The sequence below is a fragment of the Streptomyces endocoffeicus genome (assembly GCF_016741935.1).
GTDB lineage: Bacteria > Actinomycetota > Actinomycetes > Streptomycetales > Streptomycetaceae > Streptomyces > Streptomyces endocoffeicus.
Window position 1 is genome coordinate 79405 of sequence record NZ_JAERRG010000028.1, and the last position, 14232, is coordinate 93636.

The window sequence follows — 14232 nt, forward strand, 5'->3', positions numbered from 1 at the left end:
GCGGTATCCGGCCGACGGGCCGCACGCAAGACCGAGCCCGCCCCGGGAGCGGCCGGGCGCGCTTCAGCCGCGAGCCCGGCACGATCCGCCGCCCGCCCCGAGGGCACGGCATCATGGGGCCGTGCGTGCTGCCCGGCTCATCAAGATGGTGCTTCTGCTCCAGGCTCGGCCCTCGATCACCGGGGCCGAGCTGGCGCGGGAGCTGGAGGTCTCCGAGCGCACCGTGACACGGGACGCGGCCGCGCTGTCCGAGGCGGGGATCCCGGTCTACGCGGACCGGGGCCGGGCCGGGGGCTACCGGCTCATCGGCGGCTACCGCACCCGGCTGACCGGCCTCGGGCGGACCGAGGCCGAGGCGCTGTTCCTGTCCGGTGTGCCCTCCGCGCTGCGCGAGATGGGGCTCGCGGACGCCGCCTCCGCCGCCCGGCTGAAGGTGTCCGCCGCGCTGCTCCCCGAGCTGCGGGACGCCTCCCACACGGTGGCCCAGCGGTTCCACCTCGACGCCCCGGGCTGGTGGCGGGAGCCGGAGGCGCCGGAGCTGCTGCCGGGCATCGCCGACGCGGTCTGGGACGATCTGCGGATCGCTGTCCGCTACCGGCGCCGGGACGCGGAGGTCCGGCGGGAGCTGGAACCGTACGGGCTCGTGCTCAAGGCGGGCGTCTGGTATCTCGCGGCCCGCGCGGAGGGCGGCTTCCGGGTGTACCGGGTGGATCGTTTCGCCGCCGTGGAACCGACCGGCGCCCGCTTCACCCGGGACGAGGAGTTCGACCTGCCCGCCTTCTGGGAGGAGCGGGCCGAGCAGTTCGCCCGCTCGATCCTGCGCGAGCGGGCCGTCGTACGGCTGACCCCGGCCGGGGCCCGGCGGCTGCCGCAGGTCACGGACCGGGTGGCGGCCGAGGAGGCCGTACGCGAGGCCGGGGAGCCCGACGGGCAGGGGCGGCTCACCGTCACCCTGCCCGTCGAGTCGTACGAGGTCGCCCTCGCCCAGCTGCTCGGGCTCGGCCCGGACGCGGAGGTGCTGGGGCCGCCGGAGCTGCGGGCGCTCTTCGCGGAGGCGGCGCGCCGTACGGCGGAGCTGTACCGATGACCGCACGGTTTTACCGGTAGTCGGCCTTACCGGTAGTCGGCGGCCGTGCCCTCCTTGCCGCCGAAGACGACGTCCCGGAAGTAGCCGAAGGCGTCCGGCCGCGAGCCGTCCAGATCGGTGAAGCCGTAGACCTTGGCCAGCTCCCCGCTGAAGACGGACTTGCCGTTCCACCGCGCCCGGTCCGGGTCGGCGGCGAGCGCGGCGACCGCGCGCCCGACGAAGTGCGGTGACTCGGCGATGGCGAAGTGCGGCTCCTTCTCGACCGCGTCCCGCCAGTTCTCCTCCGTCACCCCGAAGTGGTCCAGCATCTGCTCGGAGCGCAGAAAGCCCGGCGAGACGCTGACCGCCGTGCCGTCGAACTCCTTCAGCTCCTCCGCGAGCCCGAAGGCGGTGCGGATGGGCGCGTTCTTGGCGAGGTCGTAGAAGAGGTTCAGCCGGTACGTCTTGTTGAACTCCTCGTTTCCGTCGGTCACCTCGACCACCAGACCGCCCGGGTGCCGGATCAGCAGCGGCAGCGCGTAGTGGCTGGTGATGAGGTGGGTCTCGACGCCGAGCCGGAGCATCCGCAGCCCGCCCGCCAGATTCACCTCCCAGGTCTTCTTGCCGAACTCGATCAGCGCCTCACCACCCCATACGTCGTTGACCAGGACGTCCAGCCGGCCCTGCTCCCGGTCGATCCGCTCCACCAGCGCCCGGACCCGCTCGGGCTCGAGGTGGTCCGTCGGCACCGCGATGCCCGTGCCGCCGGCGGCCGTGATCAGCTCCGCCGTCTCCTCGATGGTCTCGGTGGCCCGCCCCACCTCGCTGATCCGATCCCGGGTGGTGCGCCCCGTCGCGTAGACGGTGGCCCCGGCCGCCCCCAGCTCGACGGCCATCGCCCGGCCCGCGCCGCGCGTCGCCCCCGCGACGAGCGCGACCCGGCCCGCCAGTGCGCCCTGTGTGCTCACGTCCAATACGTCCTCTCGGTGTGGATGCCATGTTGGGTGACGTGGTCGACTCAGGCCGACCCGTGGTCGGCTCGGGCCGACCACGGGTCGACCACGGATCGACCTTCGCAGGGAAATCCGACATCCGCTGTCCGGTATTGCGAGGCGGCCGCATCCGGCGCGTTCCGCGTGCGGGGGTGCGCGGGAGGGCCGATCCTGGTCCCGTGATGATGGACGAGACGGAGTTCTGGGGGCTGGTCGACAGCGCTCGGGAGGCCGCGGACGGCGACCCCGAGGACCAGTCCGACCTGCTCGTCGAGCAGCTGTCACGGCTCGACCCCGACGCGGTGCTGGACTTCGCCCGGCACTTCGAGGCCCGCTCCGACCGGGCGTACCGCTGGGATGTGTGGGGCGCCGCCTGGGTGCTGCTCGGCGGGGTCAGCGACGACGCCTTCGAGGCGTTCCGCTACTGGCTGATCGGCCAGGGCCGGGAGATCTTCGAGGGCACGCTGCACGATCCGGACGCGCTCGCCGAGCTGCTCGAGGACTTCGACGACCAGGTGGACGGCGACTGCGAGGACCTGGGGTACGCGGCGGACGAGGCGTACGAGCGGCTGACCGGCGCGCCCCTGCCGGAGCTGGGGCTCCCGCCCACGCCCCGGGAACCGGTCGGGGAGCCCCTCGACTTCGAGAGCGAGGCGGTGCTGGCGGAGCGGTATCCGCGGCTGTGGGAGCGCTTCAGGGCCTGACAACGGCCTGGTGCCCTCCGACGCGTACAGCCGCCGTGCGGGGGTGTTGTGGCCCAGCACCGATCACGGCGGGTCGGATGATCAGCTCGGACCGCTGGGACGATGGGACGGTTGGGGCAGGTTGTAGGGCTGGGGCAGGCGAATCACCGTGCCACGCCCGCCCGTTGTCCGACATCCCTCCCGTGATCGAGGGCAGGATGGGGCCATGCGTATCGCGGTCACCGGTTCCTCCGGGCTCATCGGCACGGCACTCGTCCGCTCGCTGCGCGAGGACGGCCACCAGGTGGTGCGTCTGGTGCGGCGTCCGTCGCGTGCGGAGGACGAGGTGGAGTGGGACCCGCGGCGGCAGTGGGTGGACGCCTCCGGGCTGGTGGGCTGTGCGGCCGTGGTCCATCTCGCGGGCGCGGGCGTCGGCGACCGGCGCTGGACCGACGCGTACAAGAAGGAGATCCGGGACAGCCGGGTGCTGGGCACCGCCGCCATCGCCGAGGCGATCGCCTCGCTGGACACCCCGCCGCGGGTGCTGGTCAGCGGGAGCGCGGTGGGGTTCTACGGTGACACCGGGGAGCGCGCGGTCGACGAGAGTGCGCCCCCCGGCCATGGTTTCCTTCCGGATCTCTGCCAGGACTGGGAGGAGGCGGCGACCGCGGCGCAGGAGGCGGGCGTCCGTACGGTCTTCGCCCGGACCGGTCTGGTGGTCTCCGCCGAGGGCGGGGCGTGGGGGAAGCTCTTCCCCTTGTTCAAGCTGGGGCTCGGCGGGCGGATGGGCAGCGGCCGGCAGTACTGGAGCTTTATCGCGCTGCGGGACCATATCGCCGCGCTGCGCCACATCCTCGACACCCCCGAGCTCACCGGGCCGGTCAACCTGACGGCGCCGACGCCGGTGACCAACCGCGAGATCACGGCCGCCATGGGCCGGGTGCTGGGCCGCCCCACGCTCCTCTCGGTGCCCGCGCCCGCGCTGCGGATCGCCCTGGGGGAGATGTCCGGGGACGTCCTCGGCAGCGTCCGGGCCATCCCCCGCCGCCTTCTGGACTCCGGCTTCACATTCGCCTGCCCGCATGTGGACGAGGCGATCAAGACGGCGCTCACATAAGGGAGTTGGGCGCTCCGCGCCCCCTCCCGCTCTCCCCCGCGCTCTCTCCTCCCCCGGCCGCGGACCGTTCGATGGCGGTGCGCGACTGGTGTGCGACCGGTGTGCGCCCGTGCCCGGTCGATGCGCGTCTGGCATCGACCGTTTTTGTCCGTACTGTCAAGACCGTCTCGCCGAGCCGACTCGCGGGACCCACGCATCCGGACCGCCGGTCGGGGCAGCAGCCCCCGTGACGGACGCACCGACCTCGGGGAGGACACGTGCTCAAGCGCGCGCACCGCACGGACGTCGTCATCGTCGGCGCCGGGCTCGCTGGGCTGGCCGCGGCCCATCGGCTGACCGGCGCGGGAGTCGCGGTCACGGTGCTCGAGGCCGCGCCCCACGTGGGCGGACGGATGACCACCGAGACCGTGGACGGCTTCCGGCTGGACCGCACCGGCCATCTGATGAACACCTCGTTCCCGGAGTTGCGGCGCACTCCGGGGCTCGGCGCCCTCGCCCTGCGCCCCTTCGCCCAGGGGGTGCTGGTTCACAGCGAGGGCCGTACGCACCGGGTGGACACTCCCCGGAGCATGAGGGGCGCATTCACCACGGCACGCGCCCTCGCGAACGCCGCCCGCGCGCCGCTCGGCAGCGGGCTCGATCAGGCCCGACTCGGTGCCGCGCTCGGCAGGCTCGCCGCCCTGCCCGCGGACCGCCTGCTCGCCCGCCCCGACCGGCCGGTCTCCGAGACCCTGGGGGGGCGGGGCCTACCTGCTCGTACGGTCGAGGGGGTGCTGCGTCCGCTGCTCGTCTCACTGCTGAGCGACCCGGACCTCACCACCTCCAGCCGCTGCGCCGACCTCGCGCTGCGCGGCTACGCACGCGGCCGCCTCTGCCTCCCGGCGGGCGGCGCGTCCACCGTCCCCGAACTGCTCGCGGCCGCGCTGCCGCCGGGGACGGTCCGTACGGGCGTCCGGGCCGTATCGGCCTCCACCACCGCCGTGGCCACCGCCGAACACGGCGAATTCGGCTGCCGTGCGGTGCTGGTGGCCACCGGGGCACACGACGCGGCCGGGCTGCTGCCCGGGTTGCGGGTGCCGGCCTTCCACCCCGTCACGGTGGTGCACCACACCGCCGACCGGCCGCCGCTGCGCGAGCCCGCGCTGATACTCGCCGCGGGCTCGCGCGGTGGCGGGGGCCCGGTGGCCCACACCATGGTGGCCAGCGAGGTGGACCCCTCACGCACCCCGCCCGGCCGGGTGCTGATCACCTCCACGGTGCTGGGCGCCTCCGCCGCGCTGCCGACCGCCGAGCTCGACCGGGCCGTCCGGGCCCAACTGGCCGCGGTGTACGGGACCTCGACGGCGGCCTGGGACCTGCTGGCCGCCCACCACGACCCGTACGCCGTCCCGGCCATGCCCGCACCCCACGACCCGCGCCGCCCGGTGCGACTGCTGTCCGGCCTGTACGTCTGCGGCGACCACCGCGACTCCAGCACGGTCCAAGGCGCCCTGGCCTCCGGCCGCCGAGCCGCCCGAGCAGTCCTCAGCGACTTCGGCGCCCCACCGGACTCGGGCTCCGACACGAACTCGGGCACCTTGCCCGCCGCGGCAGCCTGACGCGAGGCCCTTGCGGGGCCCTTGCGGGGCCCTTGCGGGGCCCTTGCGGGGCTCACCGCCGGGCTCCGGGTCCGGCCCCGGCCGGGCCGCCGGGGCGGCCCGGGTGAGGGCTCAGCAGGGCCACCGGGGCCCGTGGGCCGCGGCTGCCGCGCGACCGTGCGTCAAGACGCCTCCGTAGCGGAGGCGTTGGGCGTGGTGCGGGCGGCGGGGCCCGAGAGCGCCGCCAGGATCGCGCCGCATACGAAGCATCCGGCCGCGATCACGGCGGACAGCCGCATCCCGGCGTAGAAGGCGGAGCTCGCGGACGCTGCCGCGAGGGTTCCGAACAGGGCCACGCCGATGGCGCTGCCCAGCTGCCGCGCCGCGTTGAACGCGCCCGACGCCGCGCCGCGGACCTCGTGCGGCGCGGCCTCCATCGCCGCGATCGTCGCCGACGGCATGGTGAACGAGGTGCCGAACCCGGTCAGCAACAGCGGCACGACCAGCAGCGCATACGGCGTATGCGGCCCCACGGCCGCCCAGCCGAGCAGCCCCACGGCCCCGGTCAGCAGTCCGGCCACGGCCGGGACATGGGTGCCGGCGCGCGCCGCGACCCGCCCGGACAGCGGCGAGGCGAACGCCACCAGCGCGCCCATCGGCAGCAGCGCCAGACCGGTGGCGAGCGGGTCCCAGCCCCGGTGGCACTGGAAGTAGAGGGTGGTGAGGAAGAGCAGCCCGTAGAAGCCGAGGTTGAGCAGCACCCCCACGGCCAGCGCGGCCGGGAACCGGAACCCGGTCAGCAGCCGCGGTGGCAGCGCGGGGGCCGCCGCGCGCCGCTCCAGCCACAGGAACAGCGCCCCCGCGAGCGGCGCGGCCGCCAGCGCGCCGAGCACGGGGGGCACCTCCCGGCCGAAGGCTGGGGGAGGATCGGTCCAGCCGCGCCCGCCCGCCTCGTTCAGCCCGGCCGTCAGGGCGGCCACCGCGACGACGCCGATGAACTGGGCGGTGAGGTCCAGCGGCGGACGCTCCGCGCGCGGGCGCGCGGCGGGCACCTGGCGGACGGTGAGCCAGATGGCGAGCGCGCCCAGCGGGATGTTGACGAGGAACACCGTCCGCCACCCCACGCCCCACACCAGCACCCCGCCGAGCACCGGACCAGCCGCGGCGGCGACCCCCGCGATCCCGCCCCACGCCCCGAACGCCCGTGCCCGCGCGCCGGGTTCGGGGTGCAGCGCCCCGAGCAGCGCGAGCGAGGCGGGCACCATGGTCGCCGCCCCCGCCCCCTGCGCCAGCCGCGCGCCGACCAGAAAGCCGGCGCTCGGCGCGAGCGCGCATGCGGCGGAGGCCACCGTGAACAGCCCGAGCCCGGCGAGGAACACCCGCCGATGGCCCAGCCGGTCCCCCAGCCCACCGCAGAGCAGCAACAGCCCGGCGAAGACGAGCGTGTACCCGTCCACAATCCTCCCCCAGCCTTCGGCCGGGAGGTGCCCCCTGCAGCGCCCCCTGCCCGGCCCCCAGTCCGGCCCCGATGCGGGGCACGGCCACATTGACGACGGTGACGTCGAGGATGACCAGGAAGTAGCCAAGGCAGATGGCGAGCAGCGGCCCCTTCCGCACGACACCCGCCACGGGCGGGCTCGAGGATCGCGGAGGCCGGTGTGTGGAGCGGTACGTCCTCATGCGTCCAGCCTCGGGGCTGATCCCTTCGGTACGGACCGAACCATGGCGGGCCCAGGACGCGCGGAAGACTGGGCGACGCCACACCGCACGGCCCTCCCTCTGCCCCTGGCCTGCCCGGCCCGAGCGCCCCGGAGCCCGTAGCCCGCACCCGGAGACGCGCCCAACCCGGCGCGCGCAGCGCCAGACACGCGGACCGAGGCGCTGCGGCCCTGCGGCCCGCGCCGCCGAGGGTGCATGCGGCCCCGCTTACGCACCGCACCCGGCCCGCCGCCGGAGACGCGTAGGGCGCGGCGCCCGGCCCGGAGCACGCGGCCGGAGGCTCGCAGGGCCATGCGTCCAGCCCGACGCGCGCAGCGCAAGGCGCTGCGGCGTGGGCCGTGCCGCCGGGGGTGGGCGGGGGCGCCCCGCCCACACTTCGGTCATCACCGAAGTGAGCCCGTCCTACGCTGGAGCCATGGCCACCACCACGGATGCCCGTGACGCCGACATCGCTCGCGCGGCCGCGGCGATCGCCGATCCGTCCCGTGCTCGCGTTCTGCGGGCGCTGCTGGAGGGGCGGGCGCTGCCCGCCAGTGTGCTGGCCGGTGAAGCAGGGGTCAGCGCGTCCACGGTGAGTGGGCATCTGGCCAAGTTGCTGGAGGCCGGGGTGGTGCGGGTCGAGCGGCATGGGCGGCATCGGTATTACCGGCTGGCCGGTCCCGCCGTTGGCGAGGCGCTCGAGGCGCTGGCCAGGATCGCCCCGCCGCTGCCCGTCACCTCGTTGCGGCAGAGCACCCACGCACACGCCCTGCGCCGGGCGCGCACCTGCTACGACCATGTCGCGGGCGCCCTCGGCGTGGCCCTGATGGCGGCGCTGCTGGAGCGCGGGGTCCTGGCGGGCGGCGACGGGCGCTTCCACCCCGAGACGGCGGAGGGCGACCGGCTCTCCGCCCCGGGCAGGGACACCACGTACCGGCTGACGGCCCCGGGCCGCGCGGAGCTCGCGGCGTTCGGCGTGGACGCGGACGAGCTCGCCGGGCGCCGTCAGCTGATCCGCTACTGCGTCGACTGGACCGAGCAGCGCCACCATCTCGCCGGGGCGCTGGGGGCCGCCCTGACGGACCGGCTCTTCGCGCTGGACTGGATCCGCCGTGGCAGCCGCCGCCGCGTGATCAACCTGACCGATGCCGGCCGCACCGGCCTGGAGCGCACCTTCGGCGTCGCGCTGGACGCCTGAGCGGCGGCAGGCCCCCACCCCGGCCGCCCCTACCCCAGCGCCGCCACCCGCTCCCGGTAGCCCCGCACCGGTGCCGCGTCGCGGTACGGCTCCAGGCGGCGCTCGAAGTCCCGTACGTACTCCGCCGCCCGCACCGACCGCATCTCCGACGCCTGCTGCGCCGCCTCCGCGCCCAGCTGGCACGCCTGCTCCAGCTCGCCGAGGCCCAGCCGCGCCGTCGCCAGCACCACCCGGCAGAACAGCCGGCTGCGCGCGAACCCGGCGCCGTGGAGCTGCAGGGAGCGCTCCGCGTGCTGGGCGGCGGCGCGGTACTGCTGCAGATCGCGGTGGCAGTGGCCGAATTCGTCGGCCAGCTGCGCCTCGTCGAACAGCCGCGCCCAGTACGGCACCTCGTCCCCCGGCCGGGCCGCCTCCAGCGACCGCTCGGCGCGGGCGAGCGAGGCGGTGCACGCGCGCACCTCGCCCAGCACACCATGGCCGCGCGCCTCGATCGCGTGCAGCAGCGACTGGAGCACCGGCGGGGCGCCGCCGCCGACCCCCTGCTGGGCCACCCGGGCCAGCTGTACGGCCTCCCGCCCATGGCCGAGATAGACGGCCTGGCGGCTCATCGTGACCAGCACATAGCTGCCGTACGTGCGGTCCCCGGCCGCCTGCGCCAGCCGCAGCGCCTGAACGAAGTAGCGCTGCGCCAGGCCGTGGGCGGCGATGTCGAACGAGGTCCATCCGGCCAGCCGGGTCAGATCGGCGATCGCGCCGAACAGCCGTCGCCCGGTCGCCTCGTTGTACGAGCCGCGCAGCATCGGCTCGCCCTCATGCTCGAGATAGCGCACCAGGGCCTGCCGGGCATGGCCGCCGCCGTACGTCTGGTCCAGCGCCGCGAACAGCTCGCCGACCGAGCGCAGGGCCGCGATGTCGCCGGAGGTCACGCGGTAACCCGGGCCGCGCCGGTCGCGGTCGTGGCGCCGCTGGCGGGGCAGCGGCGCCCGGCCCTGAGGACCATGGACGCCGTGCGGGCCATGGGTGCCATGGGGGCCGTGAGATCCCTGGGCGCCATGAGGGCCGTGAGGCCCCTGGGCGCCGTGTGCGCCATGGGCGCCCTGCCCGACCGCGCGCCCCGCCACCGCCCCCGCCGGGCCGCCCACCGGGCCACCCACCCGGCCGCCCTGCGCGGGCAGCCGCCCGACCCCGGCCCCGGCCGCCCCGGCGGCACCGGCCCCCGGCCCGGACCCGGCTCCGACCGCCGCCCCCGCCGGAGCGGCCCCCGCCGGTGGATCGCCGCGCGCCACCCGGTCGTCGGGCCGTCCGATCAGCCAGTCGCGGCTGGGCACGACAAGACCCGCCGGGGTGAACGCGATCTTCCGCAGCTCCGCATGGCTCCCGGAGTCCTTGCGCCACAGCCCGCTGACGATGTCCACCGCCTCCTGCGGGGTGGCGGCGAACTCCAGCCCCGCGTAGACGGGCGCGCATGCGTCCAGGCCCAGGTCCTGGGCGGTCAGCCGGCGTCCCAGCCGCCGGGTGAACACCTCGGCGATCAGCGCCGGGGTGGTGCCCCGTGGCTGCTGTCCGCGCAGCCACCGTGTCACCGATGTTTTGTCATACCGCAGGTCCAGGCCGTGCTCCAGTCCGAGCTGGTCCACCCGCCGGGCGAGCCCGGCGTTGGAGAAGCCCGCCTCTGCGATGAGCGCGGCGAGCTGACGATTGGGGATGCGCTGCGGGGGTCGTTCCGTCATCAGCCTGCCGGTCTCCCTGATCGCTCTGTGGAACGGCGCGAATGTAACCGCCGCTCGAGGGCTGATCGTGGCCGTCCGGCGGCATTCATCCGATCGTGTGAGAACGAGCCGGGTGCGGACGTAAGGGGACACGGTCGTACAGTGGCGGGGGCGCCGCCGCGAGGCTCCGCCACCCCATCCGACGCGGGTCGAGAAGGAGCTTGCCGTGACCGCCGTGACCACGTCTTCCCCGGGGTCGGCCCCCGGTTCACCGGCACTGGCCTACGTCCACCTGGGCTTCGGCGCGGACGCCGTGGACTACGAGGAGGCGTGGCAGGAGCAGCGCCGGGTGCACGCCGCCCGCTTCGCGGACGAGATCCCCGACACCTGTCTGCTGCTGGAGCACCCCCCGGTCTACACGGCGGGGCGGCGCACGGCCGACAGTGAGCGCCCGCTGGACGGCACCCCGGTGGTGGACGTGGACCGCGGCGGCAAGATCACCTGGCATGGCCCTGGCCAGCTGGTCGGCTATCCGATCCTCAAGCTGCCGCGCCCGGTGGACGTCATCGCGCATGTCCGCCGCCTGGAGGACGCGCTGCTGCGCACCTGTGCGGAGTTCGGTCTGGAGACCACCCGGGTGGAGGGCCGCAGCGGAGTGTGGGTGCTGGGCGACCCGGTGGACCAGCGCCCCGCGCTCGGCGGGCTGAAGCTGGACTTCGACCCGCGGCTGGAGGACGAGGAGTTCGACCCACGGCTGAACGGGCCGGAGTACGCCCCGTCCAACGCCGGGCAGCGCCGCGAGGACCGCAAGCTGGCCGCCATCGGGGTGCGGATCGCCAAGGGCGTGACGATGCACGGCTTCTCGCTCAACTGCAATCCGGACAACACCTGGTTCGACCGGATCGTGCCGTGCGGCATCCGGGACGCGGGTGTGACCTCGCTCTCGGAGGAGCTGGGCCGGGATGTGCCGATCGCCGAGGTGCTGCCGGTGGTCGAGCGGCATCTGCGGGACGTCCTGGAGGCCTCCGTCCCGCTGCCGCGCGCGGTCTGACCTCCTGGGCCGTTCCGGATCGTTCCGGATCGTTCCCGATCATTCCCGGTCGTTCCCGATCGTTCCGGGACGGCCCTTGCGGGAATGCGTCCTCGCGGCGTTCGGTTGCCCTGGACGTAAATCCGTACGAACCACGGGCGTACCCTGGTGACCGCCGACGATTCGAAAGCCCGCCGGCGAACTCGCCACGCCGAGCCGCCAAGCAGAGTCAAGCAAAGAGGAGTGCCGGACGTGTCCGCAGTCGCACCCGACGGACGCAAGATGCTGCGCCTGGAGGTCCGGAACAGCCAGACCCCCATCGAGCGCAAGCCCGAGTGGATCAAGACCCGGGCGAAGATGGGCCCCGAGTACACCGAGCTGCACGGCCTGGTGAAGCGGGAGGGCCTGCACACCGTGTGCCAGGAGGCGGGCTGTCCGAACATCTATGAGTGCTGGGAGGACCGCGAGGCGACCTTCCTCATCGGCGGCGACCAGTGCACCCGGCGCTGCGACTTCTGCCAGATCGACACCGGCAAGCCGCAGGCGCTGGACCGCGACGAGCCGCGCCGGGTGGCCGAATCCGTACGCACCATGGAGCTGAAGTACGCGACCATCACCGGCGTGGCCCGTGACGATCTGGAGGACGGCGGCGCCTGGCTCTACGCGGAGACCGTGCGCCAGATCCACTCCCTGATGCCGGACACCGGTGTGGAGCTGCTGATCCCGGACTTCAACGCGGTCCCCGAGCAGCTCGCCGAGGTCTTCTCGGCCCGTCCCGAGGTGCTCGCGCACAACGTCGAGACGGTGCCGCGGATCTTCAAGCGCATCCGCCCCGGCTTCCGTTACGAGCGCTCGCTCGAGGTGATCACCAAGGCGCGCGAGGCCGGTCTGGTCACCAAGTCCAACCTGATCCTGGGCATGGGCGAGGAGCGCGAGGAGATCAGCCAGGCGCTCCAGGACCTCCATGACGCGGGCTGCGAACTGATCACCATCACCCAGTACCTGCGGCCGTCCCCGCGCCACCACCCCGTGGAGCGCTGGGCGAAGCCCCAGGAGTTCGTGGAGCTCAAGGAGGAGGCGGACGAGATCGGTTACGCGGGCGTCATGTCCGGCCCGCTGGTCCGCTCCTCGTACCGCGCCGGCCGTCTGTACCAGCAGGCCATCGAGCGGCGCAATGTCGCGGTGGCTTCTCAGGCCGGCTGACTCTCCGTCGTCGCTCCGCCGTCACGTTCCGTCGGCGGACGGCCGTGTGAGCAACACGCTGTGTGATTGCGAGCACACACAGATTCGAGGGCTTCGAGAACGCCCCAGGTCAAGGACGGAATACGGGCCGCAGCAGGGCTTCATCGGTGTTTGACCGGCCAGTCACGCACTGGTAACACCATTGGGTAACGATTGAGCCACGCACTGCTTATACGTTGTGCGTAGCGATCATCCGCCGCTTCCGAGGGGTATCCATGCCGGCTGCGCCCGTACGCCCGTCCGTCACCGACGCGCTCCTCGTCCTGGAGGGTCTGCTGCTGCGCGGCGGGCAGCGCACCGCCCGCCGCAACGCCTGGACGGCCGTGCTCGAGGACCGGCGCCGGGCCAAGGACCGGGACGAGGCCGAACACGTGCTGGAGGCCGTGTCCACCGGGGCTTCCCAGGCCACGTAAACTTCGCTGTATGGCGAGGAAGGAAACATCCGAGAACCCCGGGCGTCTGAAGCAGATCGCCCTGACCTACAAGATGACCAAGCGGGTCGACCCGAAGGTCACACTTGTCGTCGCCGGCGTGGGGATTGTCACCTTCGGTGTCCTTCTCGCGATCGGCTTCTGGATCGGTCACCCGATCTTCCTGGGCATCCTGGGCTTCGTCCTGGCCTTCCTCGCGATGGCGATCATTTTCGGCCGCCGTGCCGAACGGGCCGCCTTCGGACAGATGGAGGGCCAGCCGGGCGCGGCGGCGGCGGTGCTGGAGAACGTGGGCCGCGGCTGGTCGGTCACCCCCGCGGTGGCGATGAACCGCAGCCAGGACGTCATCCACCGCGCGGTGGGCAAGGCGGGCGTCGTGCTGGTCGCCGAGGGCAACCCGAACCGGCTCAAGGGCATGCTGGCCGCCGAGAAGAAGAAGATGGCGCGCATCGTCGCGGAGGTCCCGGTCCACGATGTGATCGTCGGCTCCGGCGAGGGCCAGGTCGAGATCAAGAAGCTCCGCACCACGCTGCTGAAGCTGCCCCGGGTGCTGCCGGGCGCACAGGTCACGGTGGTGAACGACCGGCTGCGCGCGCTGGGCGACCTGATGAGCAACATGCCGATTCCAAAGGGCCCGATGCCCAAGGGGATGCGGATGCCGAAGGGGCGCTGAGCGCCTCCCGCACCGAAACGAAAACGAAACGGCGGCCCGGACAGAGAGTCCGGGCCGCCGTTTCGTGTGTAACGCGGTTGTACGCAATCCGCGGGCGGTACCAGGGGTTCAGACCCTGATTCTGCAGGGGTTCAGACCCTGATCCGCAGGGGCTCAGACCCTGATCTGCACCGCGCGGGAGAGCCGGTCGTGCAGCCCGCGGGTGTCGCGGTCCCAGACCACCGCCGGGATGGCCAGCACCAGCAGCACACTGCGCAGCACGGCCCGCGGCAGGCTCAGCCGCACCCCGCCCTCGCCGACGACCCGCAGCCTCAGCAGCAGCTTGCCGGGGGTGGCGCCGACGGTGCCCACGGTGACCAGGCTCAGCACCAGGAAGACCAGCAGCGCCCAGTTCCCGGCGACCTGGGCGTTACGGCCGGACAGCAGGGCGTAGGAGACGAGCAGGCACAGGCCCCAGTCGATGAAGAGCGCCCCGAAACGGCGTCCCAGCGGCGCGATGGAGCCCGGTCCGCTCTCGGGAAGACCGAGGCCCTGGCCCCGGTAGCCGAAGTCGACGCCCATCTCCTCGGCCGCCGCGCGGGGCCCGGAAAGCCACGATCCGATTGCTTGCCTCTTGTCCACCCGTCTACGTTACTGCGACCGGGTACGTTCCCCCGGCCGGACCCCTTCCCAGCGGTTCCCGGGACCCCGTACGGCGCCTTTTCCGAGGCCACGAGGTCCCCGCGAGCACCCTCGGGCCGGTTAACCTGGGTGAAACAAATGGGTCATGCCCGGGAAATCCCGTCTGCCTATGGTCGGCGGGAGCGCGCCACCGCA

The 14232-nt window shown here is 73.7% G+C and carries 13 protein-coding genes; 9 read left to right on the top strand and 4 right to left on the bottom strand.

What is annotated here, in order from left to right:
• Window positions 1-121 precede the first annotated feature (121 nt).
• Window positions 122-1087, top strand: a complete 966-nt coding sequence (locus JK364_RS43295; protein WP_201856939.1) for a helix-turn-helix transcriptional regulator — start codon at window positions 122-124, stop codon at window positions 1085-1087.
• Between the two features lie 26 nt (window positions 1088-1113).
• Here JK364_RS43295 and JK364_RS43300 read toward each other — a convergent pair whose 3' ends face one another.
• The gene (locus JK364_RS43300; protein ID WP_201856940.1) at window positions 1114-2034 is read right to left on the bottom strand and encodes an SDR family oxidoreductase; all 921 of its coding nucleotides are present in this window, start codon (window positions 2032-2034) and stop codon (window positions 1114-1116) included.
• Window positions 2035-2240: 206 nt separating this feature from the next.
• Here JK364_RS43300 and JK364_RS43305 point away from each other — a divergent pair, with 206 nt between their 5' ends.
• The 3 genes from JK364_RS43305 (at window position 2241) to JK364_RS43315 (ending at window position 5456) form a co-directional block, all read left to right on the top strand.
• On the top strand, window positions 2241-2762 hold the full coding sequence (locus tag JK364_RS43305; RefSeq protein ID WP_201856941.1) for a DUF4240 domain-containing protein: 522 nt from the start codon (window positions 2241-2243) through the stop codon (window positions 2760-2762).
• A 205-nt stretch (window positions 2763-2967) separates the two neighbouring features.
• Entirely contained in the window at window positions 2968-3858 is an 891-nt protein-coding gene (locus tag JK364_RS43310; protein WP_201856942.1) for a TIGR01777 family oxidoreductase, read from the top strand.
• A 257-nt stretch (window positions 3859-4115) separates the two neighbouring features.
• Entirely contained in the window at window positions 4116-5456 is a 1341-nt protein-coding gene (locus JK364_RS43315) for an NAD(P)/FAD-dependent oxidoreductase (protein ID WP_201856943.1), read from the top strand.
• Between the two features lie 161 nt (window positions 5457-5617).
• Here JK364_RS43315 and JK364_RS43320 read toward each other — a convergent pair whose 3' ends face one another.
• Window positions 5618-6892, bottom strand: coding sequence for an MFS transporter (locus JK364_RS43320; protein WP_201856944.1), 1275 nt, complete (start codon window positions 6890-6892; stop codon window positions 5618-5620).
• A 677-nt stretch (window positions 6893-7569) separates the two neighbouring features.
• Here JK364_RS43320 and JK364_RS43325 point away from each other — a divergent pair.
• Window positions 7570-8331: an ArsR/SmtB family transcription factor gene (locus JK364_RS43325; protein WP_201856945.1), complete on the top strand. Its 762-nt coding sequence runs from the start codon at window positions 7570-7572 to the stop codon at window positions 8329-8331.
• Between the two features lie 29 nt (window positions 8332-8360).
• Here JK364_RS43325 and JK364_RS56030 read toward each other — a convergent pair whose 3' ends face one another.
• Window positions 8361-10061, bottom strand: a complete 1701-nt coding sequence (locus JK364_RS56030; protein ID WP_230993371.1) for an NsdA family TPR-like regulatory protein — start codon at window positions 10059-10061, stop codon at window positions 8361-8363.
• A 205-nt stretch (window positions 10062-10266) separates the two neighbouring features.
• Here JK364_RS56030 and lipB point away from each other — a divergent pair, with 205 nt between their 5' ends.
• The 4 genes from lipB (at window position 10267) to JK364_RS43350 (ending at window position 13416) form a co-directional block, all read left to right on the top strand.
• The gene (gene lipB, locus JK364_RS43335) at window positions 10267-11091 is read left to right on the top strand and encodes a lipoyl(octanoyl) transferase LipB (RefSeq protein ID WP_201856946.1); all 825 of its coding nucleotides are present in this window, start codon (window positions 10267-10269) and stop codon (window positions 11089-11091) included.
• A 231-nt stretch (window positions 11092-11322) separates the two neighbouring features.
• Window positions 11323-12273: a lipoyl synthase gene (lipA, locus tag JK364_RS43340; RefSeq protein WP_201856947.1), complete on the top strand. Its 951-nt coding sequence runs from the start codon at window positions 11323-11325 to the stop codon at window positions 12271-12273.
• A gap of 254 nt (window positions 12274-12527) precedes the next feature.
• Entirely contained in the window at window positions 12528-12725 is a 198-nt protein-coding gene (locus JK364_RS43345; protein WP_020871972.1) for an SCO2195 family GlnR-regulated protein, read from the top strand.
• 10 nt (window positions 12726-12735) lie between these two features.
• Window positions 12736-13416 carry a DUF4191 domain-containing protein gene (locus tag JK364_RS43350; protein ID WP_201856948.1) on the top strand — a complete coding sequence of 227 codons (681 nt, stop codon included), beginning with the start codon at window positions 12736-12738 and terminating at the stop codon, window positions 13414-13416.
• 153 nt (window positions 13417-13569) lie between these two features.
• Here JK364_RS43350 and JK364_RS43355 read toward each other — a convergent pair whose 3' ends face one another.
• Entirely contained in the window at window positions 13570-14037 is a 468-nt protein-coding gene (locus tag JK364_RS43355) for an RDD family protein (protein WP_201856949.1), read from the bottom strand.
• Between the last annotated feature and the right edge of the window lie 195 nt (window positions 14038-14232).